We start from the raw sequence: 17,920 nt of genomic DNA, 5'->3' as shown, positions 1-17,920 counted from the left end.
GAATGTAGGCCGGGTAAGGCGCAGCCGCCACCCGGCAAAAACAACAATGTAAAAGGAACTGAAGATGGCAACTCCTCACATTAATGCAGAAATGGGTGATTTCGCTGACGTCGTATTGATGCCGGGCGACCCGCTGCGCGCGAAACACATTGCAGAAACCTTCCTGGAAGACGTGCGTGAAGTGAACAACGTGCGTGGCATGCTGGGCTTCACCGGTACCTATAAAGGCCGCAAAATCTCCGTGATGGGTCACGGCATGGGTATCCCATCCTGCTCCATCTACACCAAAGAGCTGATCACCGATTTCGGTGTGAAGAAAATCATCCGTGTCGGCTCCTGCGGCGCGGTGCGCATGGACGTTAAGCTGCGTGACGTGGTGATCGGCATGGGCGCGTGCACCGACTCTAAAGTCAACCGCATTCGCTTTAAAGATCATGACTTTGCGGCCATCGCTGATTTTGACATGGTGCGTAACGCGGTTGACGCAGCAAAAGCGCTGGGCGTTGACGCGCGCGTGGGCAACCTGTTCTCTGCCGATCTGTTCTACTCGCCAGAAGGCGATATGTTCGACGTGATGGAAAAATACGGCATTCTGGGCGTAGAAATGGAAGCGGCCGGTATTTACGGCGTGGCGGCTGAATTCGGTGCGAAAGCGCTGACCATCTGCACCGTGTCTGACCATATCCGTACTCACGAGCAGACCACCGCTGCCGAGCGTCAGACCACCTTCAACGACATGATCAAAATCGCGCTGGAATCCGTTCTGCTGGGCGATAAAGAGTAATTCTGTCTCTTCCCTCCCTCTCCCTGTGGGAGAGGGTTGGGGTGAGGGCACCAGTTTGCACTTAGCGCACGGCCTGAGCAATCCACGCCGATACATCCCGCAGCTCTTTTTCCTGCTCCGGAAAATCCCCAATTAATGCATCACACTCCTGCTGCAGCATATCCGCCCGATACAGACAGCCCTGTAAACGTGCGGCCAGCGCCTCCAGCGGTGCAGGATTGAGACTATCCGTAAAGACCTGCGTGCGGGTAATATGGCCCTTCTCCACGTCAAAGTGCAGCTCAACGCCGCCCCATGTAAATCGCTCATCCAGCAGGTGTGAAAACGCCGGTGCCTGACCGAAGTTCCACTCCCAGCAGCTCTGGCGCGCAAAGGTTTCCGCGAAGTTGGGCAGGTCCGGTGTTTTGTCAGGGGAGATCACTTCAGCTTCTACCCGCTCACCGTAATGTTCGAAGAAGGCTTCACGGATCGCGTCGCAAATCTGCTCATGAGTAATCCCCGGCAGCAGATCCACCAGATTCGCCACGCGACCACGCACGGAGGTAATGCCTTTCGCCTGGAGCTTTTTCTTGTCCGGGTTCAGATAGTTTGCCAGACGGCTCAGATCGGCATTCAGCAATAATGTGCCGTGGTGGAATCCGCGATCCATCGTTTCGCGGTAGGCTGAGCCTGACACTTTCCGGTCGCCTTCAGGTGTTTTCACTACCAGATCGTTACGACCCGAGGCTTCAGCCGTCACGCCGAGCGAATTGAGCGCGTTGAGCACAATGGAGGTCGAGATGGTTTTGTCGTATTCCGGCTTGCCCGCCATAAAGGTAAAGCAGGTGTTGCCGAGATCGTGGAACACCGCACCGCCGCCGCTGCTGCGGCGCGCCAGGCGGACGTTGTCCTCTTCCATACGGCGGGTGTTACACTCTTTCCACGGATTTTGCGCGCGGCCAATAACGACCGTATCAGCGTTGCGCCAGAGAAACAGGACGCGCTGGGTGGCGGGCATCTGGCGGAAGATGCACTCTTCCACCGCGAGATTAAACCAGGGATCGTAAGAGTCAGAGATAAGCAGGCGTAACGTCGACATGGCAGAGTTCCTTTTCCGAATCATCCGCCTACTTTATCACTATTCTTTCTTCTCGCTCTCTTCCTCTTCGGGAACTGACTTGCTGGCGGTTAACAGGAACGGCGACTGCTGCCAGCGGGTGCGCTTGCCTTGCAGCAGCGTGCGCGCCAGTACCACGCCAATCGCCAGCGAGAGCAGCAGCATCAGGCGCAAAATATTGGTGGTGTTATCCACCTGTTTGGCTTCGGTTGGCAGGGTGTGGGTGTCGAGTGTCAGACGTAAATAGCCGAGTGGGCCATTCTTGCCCTGAATGGGTTCAACGATTTGTTGATTGAAATAACCGCCAGCTTTTTTGCCGTCCAGCGCCAGCCTGTCGCGCACGTCGACATGCTCACCCGCGCGGGCAATCAGGTCGCCCTGTTCATCGTACACGCCCGCATCCAGAATGCGGCTGTTTTCCGTAAGCTGGCGCAATACCTGGGCTATCCGCTTGTCATCCGGCGTTTCGGTGCGCATAGACGGCGCAACGTTGAGCGTCACCTGGCGCGCCAGCGTACGGGCCAGTTCTTCAAACTGCGGGTTACGCTGTCGTTGGTGATTCTGGCTAAACCAGGATGCCCCCTGCATAAGCGCCACTAATAGTGCGAGACAGATCAGGACAATCACGGCGCGATGAAGCCGGAATTTCAGTTTTGCGCGAGCCATATTCCACCTGCTTAAAATTTACGGCTTAATGTTGCCAGAAGTGATGGTTACAGGGTAGCCTCATGCGTTATTTTCCCTCTGGAACCTTCCGGCGCGAACGAAATTACAGGAGCTTCAATGCCGAACATTACCTGGTGCGACCTGCCAACGGATGTCTCTTTATGGCCAGGATTGCCGCTCTCGTTAAGTGGCGATGAGGTGATGCCTCTGGATTACCACGCTGGCCGTAGCGGCTGGCTCCTCTATGGACGCGGTCTGGATAAGCAACGCCTGACCCAGTATCAAACCAAACTGGGCGCGGCGATGGTCATTGTTGCCGCCTGGTGCGTGGAAGATTACCAGGTCATTCGCCTCGCGGGTTCCCTGACGCAGCGCGCCACGCGTCTGGCGCATGACGCCGGGCTTGACGTAGCGCCTCTCGGCAAAATTCCGCACCTGAAAACGCCGGGTCTGCTGGTGATGGACATGGACTCCACCGCTATTCAGATCGAATGTATTGACGAGATTGCTAAACTGGCAGGCAGCGGCGAGCTGGTGGCGGAAGTCACCGAGCGTGCGATGCGCGGCGAGCTGGACTTCACCGCCAGCCTGCGCCAGCGCGTGGCGACCCTGAAGGGGGCCGATGCTAACATCCTGCGCCAGGTGCGCGACGTGCTGCCGCTGATGCCGGGGCTGACGCAGCTGGTGCTGAAGCTCCAGTCCCTCGGCTGGAAAGTGGCGATCGCCTCCGGTGGCTTTACCTTCTTTGCGGATTATCTACGCGAGAAACTGCATCTGACCACGGTGGTCGCTAACGAGCTGGAAATCATGGACGGCAAGCTGACCGGCCAGGTGATCGGCGATATCGTGGATGCCCAGTACAAAGCCAATACCCTGACGCGCCTGGCGGAAAAGTATGAGATTCCGGTCGAGCAGACCGTCGGCATTGGCGACGGCGCGAACGATCTGCCAATGATCAAAGTGGCTGGCCTTGGCATTGCCTACCATGCCAAACCAAAAGTGAATGAAAAGACGGAAGTCACTATCCGTCACGCTGACCTGATGGGGGTGTTCTGCATTCTCTCCGGCAGCCTTAATCAGAAATAACGAGGTAAACCGTGGCGAAAGCTCCAAAACGCGCATTTGTCTGTAATGAATGTGGTGCGGATTATCCGCGCTGGCAGGGGCAATGCAGCGCCTGTCATGCCTGGAACACCATCACCGAAGTGCGTGGTGTGGCGGCTTCGCCGAGCGTGGCCCGCAATGAACGGCTGAGCGGCTATGCGGGCAATGCAGGCGTGTCGAAGGTACAAAAACTTTCGGATATCAGCCTTGAGGCGCTGCCGCGCTTCTCAACCGGATTCAAAGAATTTGACCGCGTGCTCGGCGGTGGCGTAGTGCCGGGCAGCGCTATTCTGATCGGCGGTAACCCGGGCGCGGGTAAATCGACCCTGCTGCTGCAAACGCTCTGCAAGCTCGCCGAACAGATGAAAACCCTGTACGTCACGGGCGAAGAGTCACTCCAGCAGGTGGCGATGCGCGCGCACCGCCTCGGTCTGCCGACCGGCAATCTGAATATGCTCTCGGAAACCAGCATCGAGCAGATCTGCATGATTGCCGAAGAAGAGCAGCCGAAACTGATGGTGATCGACTCCATCCAGGTGATGCACATGGCGGACATTCAGTCGTCACCGGGGAGCGTGGCGCAGGTGCGTGAAACGGCTGCGTACTTAACGCGCTTTGCCAAAACGCGCGGCGTAGCGATAGTGATGGTGGGCCACGTCACCAAAGACGGCTCGCTGGCCGGCCCGAAAGTGCTTGAGCACTGTATCGACTGCTCGGTGATGCTCGACGGCGATGCGGATTCCCGTTTTCGTACCCTGCGCAGCCATAAAAACCGCTTCGGCGCGGTGAATGAACTGGGCGTGTTTGCCATGACCGAGCAGGGGCTGCGCGAAGTCAGCAACCCGTCGGCCATCTTCCTGAGCCGTGGCGACGAGATTACGTCAGGTAGTTCGGTGATGGTGCTGTGGGAGGGGACGCGTCCGCTGCTGGTTGAAATTCAGGCGCTGGTGGATCACTCGATGATGGGTAATCCGCGGCGCGTGGCGGTCGGTCTGGAACAGAACCGCCTGGCGATCCTGCTGGCGGTGTTGCACCGTCACGGCGGCCTGCAAATGGCGGATCAGGACGTGTTCGTCAACGTGGTTGGTGGGGTGAAGGTTACGGAAACCAGCGCGGATCTGGCGCTGTTGCTGGCGATGGTCTCCAGCCTGCGCGACAGACCGTTGCCGCAGGATCTGGTGGTATTTGGCGAAGTAGGGCTGGCGGGCGAAATTCGCCCGGTGCCGAGCGGTCAGGAGCGTATCTCCGAAGCGGCAAAACATGGCTTCCGCCGCGCGATTGTTCCGGCCGCCAACGTGCCGAAAAAAATTCCGGAAGGGATGAAGGTTTTTGGCGTTAAAAAACTCGCAGATGCGTTAAATGTCTTTGACGACTTATAATTACGTATTCGATTTTGCAGGAGGCACCGTAATTTATGTCATCATTTGACTACATCAAGACCGCTATCCGCCAGAAGGGCTGCACGTTACAGCAGGTAGCGGACGCCAGCGGCATGACCAAGGGCTACCTGAGCCAACTGCTGAACGCCAAAATCAAAAGCCCCAGCGCGCAGAAGCTGGAAGCGCTGCACCGTTTTCTGGGGCTTGAATTTCCGCGGATGCAAAAGAACATTGGCGTGGTGTTCGGTAAGTTCTACCCGCTGCATACCGGCCACATCTATCTGATCCAGCGCGCCTGTAGTCAGGTCGACGAGCTGCATATCATCATGGGTTATGATGAAACCCGCGATCGCCAGCTGTTTGAAGACAGCGCCATGTCGCAGCAGCCCACCGTGCCGGACCGCCTGCGCTGGCTACTTCAGACATTTAAGTATCAGAAAAATATTCGTATTCATGCCTTTAACGAAGAGGGCATGGAGCCGTACCCGCACGGCTGGGACGTGTGGAGCAACGGCATCAAAGCGTTTATGGAAGAGAAGGGCATTGCACCTAACTGGATCTACACCTCTGAAGAGTCCGACGCGCCGCAGTTCCGTGAGCATCTGGGCATCGAAACCGTGCTGATCGATCCTAAACGCACCTTTATGAACATCAGCGGGGCGCAGATCCGCGAGAACCCGTTCCGCTACTGGGACTACATTCCGACCGAGGTGAAGCCATTCTTCGTGCGTACGGTGGCGATCCTCGGCGGCGAGTCCAGCGGGAAATCGACGCTGGTGAATAAGCTGGCGAATATCTTCAATACCACCAGTGCGTGGGAGTATGGCCGCGATTACGTCTTCTCACACCTCGGTGGTGACGAGATGGCATTACAGTATTCCGACTACGATAAAATCGCGCTCGGTCATGCCCAATACATTGATTTCGCGGTGAAATACGCCAATAAAGTCGCCTTTATTGATACCGATTTCGTCACCACGCAGGCGTTCTGTAAAAAGTACGAAGGACGTGAGCACCCGTTTGTGCAGGCGCTGATTGATGAATACCGCTTTGATCTGGTTATCCTGCTGGAAAACAACACCCCATGGGTAGCCGACGGCATGCGCAGCCTGGGCAGCTCGGTAGACAGGCGTGAGTTCCAGACCATGCTGGTGGAGATGCTTAACGAGAACAACGTTGAGTTTGTGCATGTGGAAGAGTCGGATTACGACACCCGTTTCCTGCGCTGCGTCGAGCTGGTGAAAGAGATGATGGGTGAGCAGGGGTAAAAAACTTACCCCTCACCCTAACCCTCTCCCCAAAGGGGAGAGGGGATCGCACGGAGCTGTCTTTACCCTCTCCCCCCTGGGGAGAGGGCAGGGTGAGGGGGAACAAACCACTCAGAACTCAACCACCACTTTCCCACGCATATGCCCCTCCAGCACCATGCGGTGCGCTTCGGTAATGCTTTCCACGCTCAGCCCGTGCAGCGTTTCGCTGAGCGAGCTTTCCACCACGCCGTTATCCACCAGCTTCGCCACCTCATTTAAAATCTCGCCCTGGCGCGCCATATCCGCGGTCTGGTACATGCTGCGGGTGTACATAAATTCCCAGTGCAGGGCGGCAGATTTGGACTTCAGCTTGTCCTGGTTTAGCGGATGCGCATTTTCAACGATGGAACAAATGTGTCCCTGAGGGGCAATCAGATCGCTGACCGCATCCCAGTGCCCGTCGGTGTCGTTGAGGATAAAAATGTAATCCACAAAGGTGAGCCCCTGTTTCGCCAGTTCACCCTTCAGGTCGCGGTAATCTACGACAACGTCAGCCCCGCGATCGCGACACCATCGGGCGGAATCTTCTCGTGAGGCGGTTGCGACGATCTTCACCTTGCTGTTGTGCTTCGCAAACGGGATCGCCAGCGATCCGACTCCACCCGCGCCGCCAATTATCAGCAGCGTTTTATCTGCGTCGGCATCCTGAATCTTCAGCCGTTCAAACAGGCCTTCCCACGCGGTGAGCGCCGTCAGCGGCAGTGCTGCCGCAGAGGCCCAGCCAAGGTTTGCAGGCTTGTGCCCGACAATGCGCGCATCGATAAGCTGGTGCGTGGTATTGCTGCCCGGTCGGGTGATATCCCCCGCGTACCATACTTCGTCACCCGGTTTGAATCCGGTGACGCCAGCCCCGACGGCTTTGACGATCCCGCTGGCATCCCACCCGAGAATGCGCGGCTCCTTCAGTCCGCTTTTGGCAATGCCTGCATGTACTTTGGTATCCACCGGGTTTACGGAGACGGCTTTCACCTCCACCAGCAGATCGTACTCGCCGGGCTGCGGCATCGGCGGGGTAATTTCAACGAAGGTGGAGGGATTTTCTGGGTTAACGGCAATGGCTTTAACAGACATGATGTTCTCCTCAATGAATGCGTTGTGTTGAGGCTAGTCTATTAAGTGGTCAGCTGCATGATAAGATAGACAATCAAGAACTCAGCGTTCGTACAGGGTGAACAATCATGTTTAAACAGCTACAGGATATGGCGCTGTTTGCGCTGGTGGCTGAGATGGGCAGCTTTACCGCGGCGGCGCAGAAGGCTGAACTGCCGAAATCCAGCGTCAGCCAGCGCATTAGCCAGCTGGAGCAGCAGGTGGGGATCCGCCTGCTTAACCGCACGACGCGCAGAATAAGCCTGACGTTTGCGGGCGAGCACTATCTGGTGCACTGCCGCGAGATGCTGGCGGCCAGCGAGCGCGCGGAGTATGCCATTCAGCGGCTGCGAGAAAACCCCAGCGGACGGCTGAGGATCACCTGTCCGGCAGGGATTGGCGCGACGCTGCTGGCGCATATGAATGCCGAGTTCCAGCTTCGCTACCCTGACGTGTCGCTGGATGTATCAATTTCAGACGATGTGGTGGATCTGGTCGAGTCGGGCTTTGACGTGGCGCTGCGCACCGGCAAACCGCAGGATTCTTCCCTGATTGGTCGCATGATTGGGCACTGTCCGCGCTACATGCTGGCCTCGCCTGACTATCTGGCGCGTCGGGCGCCGTTAATCCATCCCCGACAGCTGGTGGATCACCGCTGCATTACGCACCGGGCATGGTCGGAGTGGCTTCTGCGAAGCGAGAGTGAGGATTACCGCTACCTGCCGGATAACGCCCACATGACGGATAACCTGGTGTACGCCCGAGAATGCGCCATTGCCGGGGCGGGGATCACGCTGTTACCCGCATTCCTGCTGGAAGATAAAATCGAAAAGGGCGCGCTGGTAAAGGTGCTACCGGAGTGGCGCGTTGAGGGGAACGATCTCTGGCTGGCCTATCCGAGCCGTAAGCTCAATTCGCCTGCGCTGATGAGCTATATCGACTTTGCGATGCAGTTTGATGAGGTGAAGCGGTATTACGTGGGCAAATAAAAAAGCCGGGTGGCGGCTTCGCCTTACCCGGCCTACACACTGTGCGGCCTGATGCCCTCACCCAGGCCCTCTCCCACGCGGAGAGGGAACAAACATAAAAAACGGCAACCGAAGTTGCCGTTTTGCTTTTATTTCGCAATACGCTTGTACTTAATACGCTTCGGCTCCAGCGCGTCTGCGCCCAGCGTGCGTTTCTTGTACTCTTCGTATTCGGTGAAGTTACCTTCGAAGAACTCCACTTTACCTTCGTCCTGGTAGTCCAGAATGTGGGTTGCGATACGGTCAAGGAACCAGCGGTCGTGCGAGATAACCATGGCGCAGCCCGGGAATTCCAGCAGGGCGTTTTCCAGCGCGCGCAGGGTTTCGATGTCCAGGTCGTTGGTAGGTTCATCGAGCAGCAGAACGTTGCCGCCAACCTGAAGCAGCTTCGCCAGGTGCAGACGACCACGCTCACCGCCAGACAGCTCGCCCACGCGTTTGCCCTGGTCGGTGCCCTTGAAGTTAAAGCGGCCAACATAGGCGCGGCTTGGCATCTCGGTGTTGCCGATACGCATGATATCCAGACCGCCGGAGACTTCTTCCCACACGGTTTTGCTGTTGTCCATCGCGTCACGGAACTGGTCAACGGAGGCCAGCTTCACGGTCTCACCCAGGGTGATAGAGCCGCTGTCAGGTTGTTCCTGACCGGACATCATGCGGAACAGGGTGGATTTACCCGCGCCGTTCGGACCGATAATGCCCACAATCGCACCTTTCGGTACGGAGAAGGTCAGATCGTCGATCAGCAGGCGGTCGCCGTATGACTTACGCAGGTTGGTCACTTCAACCACTTTATCCCCCAGACGTGCTCCAGGCGGGATAAACAGTTCGTTGGTTTCGTTACGCTTCTGGTATTCGGTGTTGTTCAGCTCTTCGAAGCGCGCCAGACGGGCTTTGCCCTTGGACTGACGGCCTTTCGCGCCCTGACGAACCCACTCCAGCTCTTTCTCAATAGACTTACGGCGCGCCGCTTCCTGAGACGCTTCCTGCGCCAGACGCTGATCTTTCTGTTCCAGCCAGGAAGAGTAGTTGCCTTCCCACGGAATCCCTTCACCGCGGTCCAGCTCCAGGATCCAGCCCGCCACGTTGTCGAGGAAGTAGCGGTCGTGGGTAATTGCCACCACGGTGCCTTCGAAGTCGTGCAGGAAGCGTTCCAGCCAGGCCACGGATTCCGCATCCAGGTGGTTGGTCGGTTCGTCGAGCAGCAGCATGTCTGGTTTTTCCAGCAGCAGGCGGCACAGCGCCACGCGGCGGCGTTCACCACCGGAGAGATTCGCGATTTTCGCATCCCAGTCCGGCAGACGCAGGGCATCTGCCGCGCGCTCCAGCTGCACGTTCAGGTTGTGACCGTCGTGCGCCTGGATAATCTCTTCAAATTTGCCTTGCTGAGCGGCCAGTTTGTCGAAGTCCGCATCCGGCTCGGCGTATTTGGCATACACTTCATCCAGACCTTTCAGGGCGTTAACCACTTCGGATACCGCTTCTTCAACGGATTCACGCACGGTGTGTTCCGGGTTCAGCTGAGGTTCCTGCGGCAGGTAGCCGATCTTGATGCCAGGCTGCGGACGGGCTTCACCTTCGATGTCTGTATCGATGCCGGCCATGATGCGCAGCAGGGTGGACTTACCGGCACCGTTGAGACCCAGAACACCGATTTTTGCGCCCGGGAAAAAGCTCAGCGAGATATTTTTAAGAATATGACGTTTCGGCGGGACAACTTTGCCGACACGATGCATGGTATAAACGAATTGAGCCACGTTGGACTTCGCCTCTTTTATCGTGATGAGAATGAATTTCAGCCTCGAAGTGTAGCCTTTTTCACGCCCTAATCCCAGCCAGGAACGTCGGGAGTGTTAAAACGCGCAAGAAAGGTAAAAAAGTGTCCATGACGTGGCGCGTTGTGGGATGCCTGGTTAGCATAAGTTGAGGTAACTTTAACGTGGCAAGACGCTGCAACTGACGAAAAACAATGAGGAAGAGCTTGTGGAAAAAGCCAAACGGGTGGTCTGGCGTCTGCTGGCTGCCAGCGTATGCGTAATGGCGGTAAGCCAGGCGGTGCATGCCGATTCACTGGATGAACAACGTGACCGCTATGCCCAGATTAAGCAGGCATGGGACAACAAGCAGATGGATACCGTGCAGGCGCTGATGCCGACGCTGAAGGATTATCCGCTGTATCCGTATCTGGAGTATCGTCAGATCACTGATGATCTCATGAATCAACCGACCGTCACCGTAAATAACTTCATTCAGGCGAACCCGACACTGCCGCCTGCGCGTACCCTGAAGTCCCGGTTTGTGAACGAGCTGGCCCGTCGCGAAGACTGGCGCGGCCTGCTGGCTTTCAGCCCGGATAAGCCGGGCGCGACGGAAGCGCAGTGTAATTACTATTATGCGAAATGGGCTACCGGTCAGCAGGAGGAAGCCTGGACCGGCGCGAAAGAGCTGTGGTTGACGGGCAAAAGCCAGCCAAACGCCTGTGACCCGCTGTTCAGCGCCTGGCGCGCCTCGGGCAAGCAGGATCCGCTCTCTTACCTGGAACGTATTCGCCTGGCGATGAAGGCCGGTAACACCCGGCTGGTCACCGTGCTGGCGGGCCAGATGCCCGCGGATTATCAGACCATTGCCTCTGCCGTTATCAGTCTGGCAAACGATCCCAATACCGTGCTGACGTTTGCGCGTACCACCGGCGCGACCGATTTTACCCGCCAGATGGCGGCGGTGGCCTTTGCCAGCGTGGCGCGTGAGGATGTGGAAAACGCCCGGCTGATGATCCCGCAGCTGGTGCAGGCCCAGCAGCTTAATGACGATCAAACCCAGGAACTGCGCGATATTGTGGCATGGCGACTGATGGGAACAGATGTCACCGACGAACAGGCGCGCTGGCGTGACGACGCGGTAATGCGTTCAAACTCTGTCTCGCTGGTGGAGCGTCGCGTGCGCATGGCGCTGGGAACGGGCGATCGTCGTGGCCTCAATACCTGGCTGGCGCGCCTGCCGATGGATGCTAAAGAGAAAGATGAATGGCGTTACTGGCAGGCGGACCTGTTGCTGGAGCGTGGTCGTGAAGACGAAGCCAAAGCGATCCTCCACTCCCTGATGCAGCAGCGCGGCTTCTACCCGATGGCGGCGGCGCAACGTCTGGGCGAGGAGTACACCCTGAAGATCGACAAAGCGCCAGCCAACGCGAACCCGGCGCTGACGCAGGGTCCGGAAATGGCGCGCGTGCGCGAGCTGATGTACTGGAATCTGGATAATACCGCGCGCAGCGAATGGGCCAACCTGGTCACCAGCCGTACCACCGACGAGAAGGCGCAGCTTGCCCGCTATGCGTTTGATAATCGCTGGTGGGATCTGAGCGTGCAGGCGACGATCGCCGGCAAGCTGTGGGATCATCTCGAAGAGCGTTTCCCGCTGGCTTATAAGGATCTGTTCGATCGCTACACCAGCGGCAAAGATATTCCGCAAAGCTACGCGATGGCCATTGCCCGTCAGGAAAGCGCCTGGAACCCGAAAGTGCGTTCGCCGGTGGGGGCCAGCGGCCTGATGCAAATTATGCCGGGCACCGCGACGCACACGGTGAAGATGTTTAATATCCCAGGCTACAGCAGCCCGTCCCAGCTGCTGGATCCGGAGACCAACATCAACATCGGTACCAGCTACTTGCAGTACGTCTATCAGCAGTTCGGTAATAACCGCATCTTCGCGTCAGCCGCGTACAACGCCGGGCCAGGCCGCGTGCGGACATGGCTTGGCAACAGCGCAGGGCGGCTCGACGCCGTGGCGTTCGTCGAGAGCATTCCGTTCTCGGAAACGCGCGGATATGTGAAGAACGTGCTGGCGTATGACGCCTACTATCGGCACTTCATGGGGGAGAAAGATGCCCTGATGAGCGATGCCGAGTGGCAGAGACGTTACTGATCGGCGCGGGTTGTGTTATGCTGTACTCGCTAATGAGTACAAGAGGCAGCATAACATGACCCAGCATTCCCCGTATTCCTCGGCCATGGCCGAACAGCGTCATCAGGAGTGGCTTCGTTTTGTGGAGTTGCTCCGCCAGTCTTACGACAAAGATCTGCATTTACCCTTGCTACAGCTGATGCTGACGCCAGACGAGCGTGAAGCGCTGGGTACACGGGTACGCATTATTGAGGAACTGCTGCGTGGCGAAATGAGCCAGCGTGAACTGAAAAACGAGCTGGGCGCGGGCATCGCGACGATTACCCGGGGTTCAAACAGCCTGAAGTCGGCGCCGGTTGAACTGCGTCAGTGGCTGGAAGCGGTATTGCTTAAAAACGCCGGATGACGGCTTCGCCTAATCCGGCCTACAAACTTAACGATAAATCGCGTTATGGAACGGACTTAACGCCAGAATAACGGCCTGGTGGTAAACGCTCGAACGGGTGAGCTTGCCCGCGGTAAAGACGCCAATCGCCCCCTCTTTACGACCAATCTCATCAATGCCGGTGTAGTGCGACATTACCGGCCCCAGCGCCTCACCCGCGCGGACTTTCTCCAGTATGACCTCCGGCAGCGGCAGCGTGGCTGAACGCGCTTCGCCGCGCTGCTCGCGGCTTTCGATGACAACCCAGCTGAAGGTCGCCCCTTCGTCGATACCTGCTTCAATCGCGACCCAGAAGTCAGCATCTGGCGCGGCGGCTTTTGCATTCGCCACGCGATTTCGTGCGCCAGCGCGTGTTTCCTCGCTGCCAAACGGCTGTTCCGGCACACCGCTCTCGACGCCGACGGCGTCAATATGGCAGGATCCTTCGCCGAAGATCTCTTCAAATGCCCTTAGAATTGCCTGAATTTTGGCAGGATTGGTGGTAGCAGAGACAACATGGTGCATAATTAAGCTCGATTTAAAAAATTCATCGCAGTATAACGGAAAAAAAGCATGTTACAGGTATACCTTGTTCGCCACGGTGAAACGCAGTGGAACGCCGAGCGACGTATTCAAGGCCAGTCAGACAGTCCTCTCACCGACAAAGGTGTGCAGCAAGCGTGGCAGGTGGCGGAGCGCGCCAGAACGCTGGGTATCACTCACGTCATCTCCAGTGATTTAGGCCGCACGCAGCAGACGGCACGCATCATCGCCGATGCCTGTGGCTGCGACGTGACCCTTGAACCGCGCCTGCGCGAGCTGGATATGGGCGTGCTGGAAAAACGCCCTATCGATACGCTGACGGAAACCGAAGAAGGCTGGCGTCGCACGCTGGTGAACGGCACTGAAGATGGTCGCATCCCTGAGGGGGAATCCATGCAGGAGCTGAGCGTGCGCATGCATGCCGCGCTGGCCGAGTGCCTGAAACTCCCGGCAGGTAGCCGACCGCTGCTGGTGAGCCACGGTATCGCGCTGGGTTGCCTGGTGAGTACCATTCTGGGGCTGCCAGCTTACGCCGAGCGCCGTTTGCGTCTGCGCAACTGTTCCATTTCCCGTATCGACTATCAGGAAAGTGCCTGGCTGGCATCGGGGTGGGTGGTTGAGATGGCAGGGGACATTTCGCATCTTGATGCCCCTGCACTGGATGAGTTGCAGCGTTAACGACGTACCGGAATCAGGAATTCCATCCGCAGATTGATAGGGCCTTCTTCCGGTTTTGCATCTTGCGCCGGATAGTAGCGCTCAATGTCCTGACCTTTACGGCGATTTAGATTCAGCATTGGCATGCAGGTCCCGTAAACGGTCAGGATGAACTCCTGAACGCCCGTTCCTAACCCTTCGTATGAGAACATCACATACTCGCCGCCTTCCAGCACGACAGGCTTCGAGCCATGAATGTAACCGTTCGCCATGTCAGGCGTCAGCGCCGTGGTATAGAACACTTCCTGCTCGTCGTCTTTTTCCTGGCTTGGATACGTTTCGTTCAGGCCATACAGAATCGGCGGGATCGCCGGAGCGTGGCTTAAAAATTCGCGCCAGAACTGAACGCGCATCTGATGGCGGAACTCGGAGATCTGCTCCAGGGAACAGGAGTAGCTCTGCGTGGTGCCGACCAGGTGCGTTTCCGGCAGGGTGATGATTTCATATTTTGGCATCGCAAACTCGCCCAGACGCAGCGGCGGACGCATACCAAAGGAGCTCCAGTCCGGCGAGCGGCGATAAAGCGCTGGCGTTAACGAGAACTGTTTTTTAAAGGCGCGAGTGAAGGTTTGCTGTGAATCGAAGCGATATTGCAGGGCAATATCCAGGATTGGTCGCGCGGTCAGGCGCAACGCGACAGCAGACTTTGATAAACGACGTGCGCGAATATAGGCACCGATAGCATGACCGGTGACATCCTTGAACATCCTTTGCAGATGCCACTTGGAATAGCCTGCTTTTGCCGCCACATTATCCAGTGACAAAGGCTGGTCGAGATGACCTTCCAGCCAGGTGAGCAGGTCGCGAATAATTCCAGCCTGATCCATATACTATCCTCATCCTTAAAACTGCCGCAGGTGCCTGTTTACAGGTTAGCGGATAATAGCATTTTTTGACGTTTTAGCATTCAGTGTTTTTTTTGCGCATAAATGCTTTTTGCGGTGATTTAAGTGCGGATATATTCTAATCCTGTGATCTTGCTACATTTTTATCTAACCTGTTGAATAATCGCTCAGCGTAATTTTTATGAATGGTAACAATATGAAATACAAGGTTTTAGTCTTTGCAGCACTGGCGCTGATGGCAGGGCGCGTGGCACAGGCGGAGCAAATTGGCTCCGTGGACACCGTGTTTAAAATGTTTGGGCCGGACCACAAAATTGTGGTGGAGGCCTTTGACGATCCGGACGTTAAAAACGTCACCTGCTATGTCAGCCGGGCGAAGACCGGCGGGATTAAAGGCGGCCTGGGGCTGGCTGAAGACACGTCTGACGCGGCCATCTCCTGCCAGCAGGTTGGTCCGGTGGAATTGAGTGACAAAATTAAAAACGGCAAAGCGCAGGGCGACGTTGTATTCCAGAAACGGACCTCGCTGGTGTTCAAAAAGCTACAGGTGGTCCGTTTTTATGACGCGAAGCGCAACACACTGGCTTATCTGGCTTATTCCGACAAAGTCGTGGAAGGCTCACCGAAAAACGCGATTAGCGCGGTGCCGATTATGCCGTGGCATTGATAAAAAAAACGGCGCAAAAGCGCCGTTTTTTACTGCGTGACGGGAGGATTACTCCTGGAGATCACCGCAGAAACGATAGCCTTCACCATGGATCGTGGCGATGATTTCCGGCGTATCAGGTGTAGATTCGAAATGTTTACGAATACGACGGATGGTTACGTCAACGGTACGATCGTGTGGCTTCAACTCACGACCGGTCATTTTCTTCAGCAGTTCTGCACGGGACTGGATCTTGCCCGGGTTTTCGCAGAAGTGCAGCATCGCGCGGAATTCACTGCGCGGCAGTTTGTACTGCTCACCGTTCGGGCTAATCAGCGAACGGCTATTGATATCAAGTTCCCAGCCGTTGAATTTGTAGCTGTCGACGCTACGACGCTCTTCACTGACCGTACCCAGATTCATGGTGCGGGACAGCAGGTTGCGTGCACGAATGGTTAACTCGCGAGGGTTGAACGGCTTGGTGATGTAGTCATCCGCGCCGATTTCCAGACCAAGAATTTTATCAACCTCGTTGTCACGGCCTGTCAGGAACATCAACGCGACGTTCGCCTGTTCACGCAGTTCGCGCGCCAGAAGAAGCCCGTTTTTGCCCGGCAGATTGATATCCATAATCACCAGGTTGATATCATTTTCAGAAAGGATCTGATGCATCTCTGCGCCATCGGTCGCTTCAAAGACATCGTAGCCTTCTGCTTCGAAAATGCTCTTTAACGTGTTGCGTGTTACCAACTCGTCTTCAACGATAAGAATGTGCGGGGTCTGCATGTTTGCTACCTAAATTGCCAACTAAATCGAAACAGGAAGTACAAAAGTCCCTGACCTGCCTGATGCATGTCGCAAATTAACATGATCGGCTTAACGTGACTAAAGTACGTAATTGCGTTCTTGATGCACTTTCCATCAACGTCAACAACATCATTAGCTTGGTCGTGGGTACTTTCCCTTTGGACCCGACAGTGTCAAAAACGGCTGTCATCCTAACCATTTTAACAGCAACATAACAGGCTAAGTGACACCGGACACCCAATAAAACTACGCTTCGTTGACATATATCAAGTTCAATTGTAGCACGTTAACAGTTTGATGAAATCATCGTAGCTGAATGCTAGCCTTTGTCACAATTTTTCAATAAACCAACTAGTTGCGGACATTGATTGATAAACGGTACGAATCCAATCGGAAAAGAGTATTCATAAGGTCATTATCATTACAAAACATAAGGATAATGGACTTCTGTTAACATTCTAACTGATTGTTCAGCCACAAAATAGTTTAGCTTTTTTTAATTGTTATGAAACGCTATTTCGGTGATTTGTGTTGCAAAATTGTAAATTCGTGCTGCGTAATATGTTGAAGTGAATCACATTTTTACCTGCTAACTGATTAAAAAGAGAGCATAAATGCATCTGTCGATTGTGCTGGTGGCACCAGCAAGAGCTGAAAATATTGGCGCTGCGGCGCGTGCCATGAAGACCATGGGTTTTACCGATTTGCGTATCGTAGACAGCACGGCGCATCTGGAGCCTGCTGCGCGATGGGTGGCGCACGGTTCGGGTGATATTCTCGATAATATAACCACTTACGCTACGCTCGCTGAGGCGTTGCACGATATTTCGTTTACCGTCGCGACGACCGCGCGCAGCCGGGCGAAGTTTCATTATTACGCCACGCCTGCTGAACTGGTGCCAATGCTGGAAGAGAAAAGCCAGTGGCAGGAGAAAGCCGCGCTGGTGTTTGGGCGAGAAGATTCCGGGCTAACTAACGAAGAACTGGAACTGGCTGACGTCCTGACGGGCGCGCCGATGGTGGCGGATTATCCGTCACTCAATCTGGGGCAGGCGGTGATGGTGTACTGCTATCAATTAGCATCCTTAATACAAATTTCTCAGCCGCCAGCGTCAGTAACGGATGAAAACCAGCTGGCGGCGCTGCGTATTCGTACAGATAAGCTTCTCGAGCAACTGGGCGTCGCTGACGATCAAAAAATGGTGGACTGGTTACAGCAGCGCCTGGGGCGTCTTGAACAGCGCGACACGGCAATGCTGCACCGATTGATTCATGATATTGAAAAAAAATTAGCCGAGTAAAATAGTGTCATAAGTTTTTATTATGGCCGATCCTGCTAATGTCTGGGGTTGCATCTGGGGTATTCCGATGAAAATAATTCTGCACGCAGCGGGACGTGAGAATGTCCCGAATTGTGATCAAATTAAAAATTCATTGACTTAAGGTGTCCGATCCTTTAACCCTAAAAGAATAGAGCACAGACAGATAATAATGACAGAGTACACAACATCCATGAAACGCATCAGCATCACCACCATTACTACAACCATCATCATTACCACAGGTAACGATGCGGGCTGAC

The 17,920-nt window shown here is 55.7% G+C and carries 19 protein-coding genes and 1 other annotated feature (1 of these 20 only partly in view); of the genes, 12 read left to right on the top strand and 7 right to left on the bottom strand.

Translation table 11 applies throughout. From position 1 onward, the window contains the following. The first annotated feature begins 64 nt into the window (after positions 1 to 64). Positions 65 to 784, top strand: a complete 720-nt coding sequence (deoD, locus tag ACOT1A_RS08580; protein WP_003856538.1) for a purine-nucleoside phosphorylase — start codon at positions 65 to 67, stop codon at positions 782 to 784. A gap of 61 nt (positions 785 to 845) precedes the next feature. On the opposite strand, the gene lplA is transcribed toward deoD, so the two are convergent. Continuing rightward, a complete protein-coding gene (gene lplA / locus ACOT1A_RS08575; protein ID WP_276170067.1) occupies positions 846 to 1,862 on the bottom strand; it encodes a lipoate--protein ligase LplA in 1,017 nt (338 codons plus the stop codon). A gap of 39 nt (positions 1,863 to 1,901) precedes the next feature. Beyond that, positions 1,902 to 2,546 carry a YtjB family periplasmic protein gene (locus ACOT1A_RS08570; RefSeq protein ID WP_015572615.1) on the bottom strand — a complete coding sequence of 215 codons (645 nt, stop codon included), beginning with the start codon at positions 2,544 to 2,546 and terminating at the stop codon, positions 1,902 to 1,904. Positions 2,547 to 2,663: 117 nt separating this feature from the next. On the opposite strand from ACOT1A_RS08570, the gene serB reads away from it, so the two are divergent. Genes serB through nadR form a run of 3 tightly spaced genes read left to right on the top strand, consistent with a single transcriptional unit; the run spans position 2,664 to position 6,297 of the window. Then, entirely contained in the window at positions 2,664 to 3,632 is a 969-nt protein-coding gene (gene serB, locus ACOT1A_RS08565; RefSeq protein WP_028015444.1) for a phosphoserine phosphatase, read from the top strand. An 11-nt stretch (positions 3,633 to 3,643) separates the two neighbouring features. Then, positions 3,644 to 5,029 (top strand): DNA repair protein RadA, encoded by a 1,386-nt coding sequence (gene radA, locus ACOT1A_RS08560; RefSeq protein ID WP_047052516.1) that lies wholly within the window; start codon positions 3,644 to 3,646, stop codon positions 5,027 to 5,029. Between the two features lie 35 nt (positions 5,030 to 5,064). Then, positions 5,065 to 6,297, top strand: coding sequence for a multifunctional transcriptional regulator/nicotinamide-nucleotide adenylyltransferase/ribosylnicotinamide kinase NadR (gene nadR, locus ACOT1A_RS08555; protein WP_003856522.1), 1,233 nt, complete (start codon positions 5,065 to 5,067; stop codon positions 6,295 to 6,297). Between the two features lie 111 nt (positions 6,298 to 6,408). Here the strand turns inward: nadR and ACOT1A_RS08550 are convergent, their stop codons facing one another. Beyond that, a complete protein-coding gene (locus ACOT1A_RS08550) occupies positions 6,409 to 7,410 on the bottom strand; it encodes a zinc-binding alcohol dehydrogenase family protein (RefSeq protein WP_032676682.1) in 1,002 nt (333 codons plus the stop codon). Between the two features lie 107 nt (positions 7,411 to 7,517). Here ACOT1A_RS08550 and ACOT1A_RS08545 point away from each other — a divergent pair, with 107 nt between their 5' ends. Further along, a complete protein-coding gene (locus ACOT1A_RS08545; protein ID WP_022646992.1) occupies positions 7,518 to 8,417 on the top strand; it encodes a LysR family transcriptional regulator in 900 nt (299 codons plus the stop codon). Between the two features lie 128 nt (positions 8,418 to 8,545). Here the strand turns inward: ACOT1A_RS08545 and ettA are convergent, their stop codons facing one another. Beyond that, a complete protein-coding gene (ettA, locus tag ACOT1A_RS08540; protein WP_014882470.1) occupies positions 8,546 to 10,213 on the bottom strand; it encodes an energy-dependent translational throttle protein EttA in 1,668 nt (555 codons plus the stop codon). A 226-nt stretch (positions 10,214 to 10,439) separates the two neighbouring features. Here ettA and sltY point away from each other — a divergent pair, with 226 nt between their 5' ends. Continuing rightward, a complete protein-coding gene (sltY, locus tag ACOT1A_RS08535) occupies positions 10,440 to 12,377 on the top strand; it encodes a murein transglycosylase (RefSeq protein ID WP_276170068.1) in 1,938 nt (645 codons plus the stop codon). A 55-nt stretch (positions 12,378 to 12,432) separates the two neighbouring features. Further along, a complete protein-coding gene (gene trpR / locus ACOT1A_RS08530) occupies positions 12,433 to 12,762 on the top strand; it encodes a trp operon repressor (RefSeq protein ID WP_003856511.1) in 330 nt (109 codons plus the stop codon). Between the two features lie 27 nt (positions 12,763 to 12,789). On the opposite strand, the gene yjjX is transcribed toward trpR, so the two are convergent. After that, the gene (yjjX, locus tag ACOT1A_RS08525; protein ID WP_022646994.1) at positions 12,790 to 13,305 is read right to left on the bottom strand and encodes an inosine/xanthosine triphosphatase; all 516 of its coding nucleotides are present in this window, start codon (positions 13,303 to 13,305) and stop codon (positions 12,790 to 12,792) included. Between the two features lie 48 nt (positions 13,306 to 13,353). On the opposite strand from yjjX, the gene gpmB reads away from it, so the two are divergent. Beyond that, positions 13,354 to 14,001, top strand: coding sequence for a 2,3-diphosphoglycerate-dependent phosphoglycerate mutase GpmB (gpmB, locus tag ACOT1A_RS08520; RefSeq protein WP_006810187.1), 648 nt, complete (start codon positions 13,354 to 13,356; stop codon positions 13,999 to 14,001). Here gpmB and robA read toward each other — a convergent pair. Continuing rightward, a complete protein-coding gene (gene robA / locus ACOT1A_RS08515) occupies positions 13,998 to 14,867 on the bottom strand; it encodes an MDR efflux pump AcrAB transcriptional activator RobA (protein ID WP_022646995.1) in 870 nt (289 codons plus the stop codon). The genes gpmB and robA overlap by 4 nt on opposite strands. Positions 14,868 to 15,081: 214 nt before the next feature. On the opposite strand from robA, the gene creA reads away from it, so the two are divergent. Beyond that, positions 15,082 to 15,552, top strand: a complete 471-nt coding sequence (gene creA / locus ACOT1A_RS08510) for a protein CreA (RefSeq protein ID WP_003856503.1) — start codon at positions 15,082 to 15,084, stop codon at positions 15,550 to 15,552. A gap of 48 nt (positions 15,553 to 15,600) precedes the next feature. Here creA and arcA read toward each other — a convergent pair whose 3' ends face one another. Continuing rightward, positions 15,601 to 16,317 carry a two-component system response regulator ArcA gene (arcA, locus tag ACOT1A_RS08505; protein WP_003856501.1) on the bottom strand — a complete coding sequence of 239 codons (717 nt, stop codon included), beginning with the start codon at positions 16,315 to 16,317 and terminating at the stop codon, positions 15,601 to 15,603. A 95-nt stretch (positions 16,318 to 16,412) separates the two neighbouring features. Between arcA and yjjY the strand changes: the two genes are divergently transcribed. The 3 genes from yjjY to thrL all read left to right on the top strand — a co-directional run bounded on the left by yjjY (position 16,413) and on the right by thrL (position 17,919). Then, entirely contained in the window at positions 16,413 to 16,553 is a 141-nt protein-coding gene (gene yjjY, locus ACOT1A_RS08500) for a protein YjjY (protein WP_001541509.1), read from the top strand. Positions 16,554 to 16,952: 399 nt separating this feature from the next. Beyond that, positions 16,953 to 17,639 (top strand): tRNA/rRNA methyltransferase, encoded by a 687-nt coding sequence (locus ACOT1A_RS08495; RefSeq protein ID WP_276170069.1) that lies wholly within the window; start codon positions 16,953 to 16,955, stop codon positions 17,637 to 17,639. Between the two features lie 211 nt (positions 17,640 to 17,850). After that, positions 17,851 to 17,919, top strand: coding sequence for a thr operon leader peptide (gene thrL, locus ACOT1A_RS08490; protein WP_015572623.1), 69 nt, complete (start codon positions 17,851 to 17,853; stop codon positions 17,917 to 17,919). Beyond that, positions 17,858 to 17,920 (top strand) — a sequence feature (Thr leader region); it runs 55 nt beyond the window's last position. (Overlaps the previous gene by 62 nt.)

Source organism: Enterobacter cloacae complex sp. SYL003 (genome assembly GCF_049236925.1).
Classification (GTDB): Bacteria; Pseudomonadota; Gammaproteobacteria; order Enterobacterales; family Enterobacteriaceae; genus Enterobacter; species Enterobacter intestinihominis.
The sequence above is the reverse complement of the archived record's forward strand: the minus strand, read 5'-3'. Positions and strand labels throughout refer to the sequence as shown.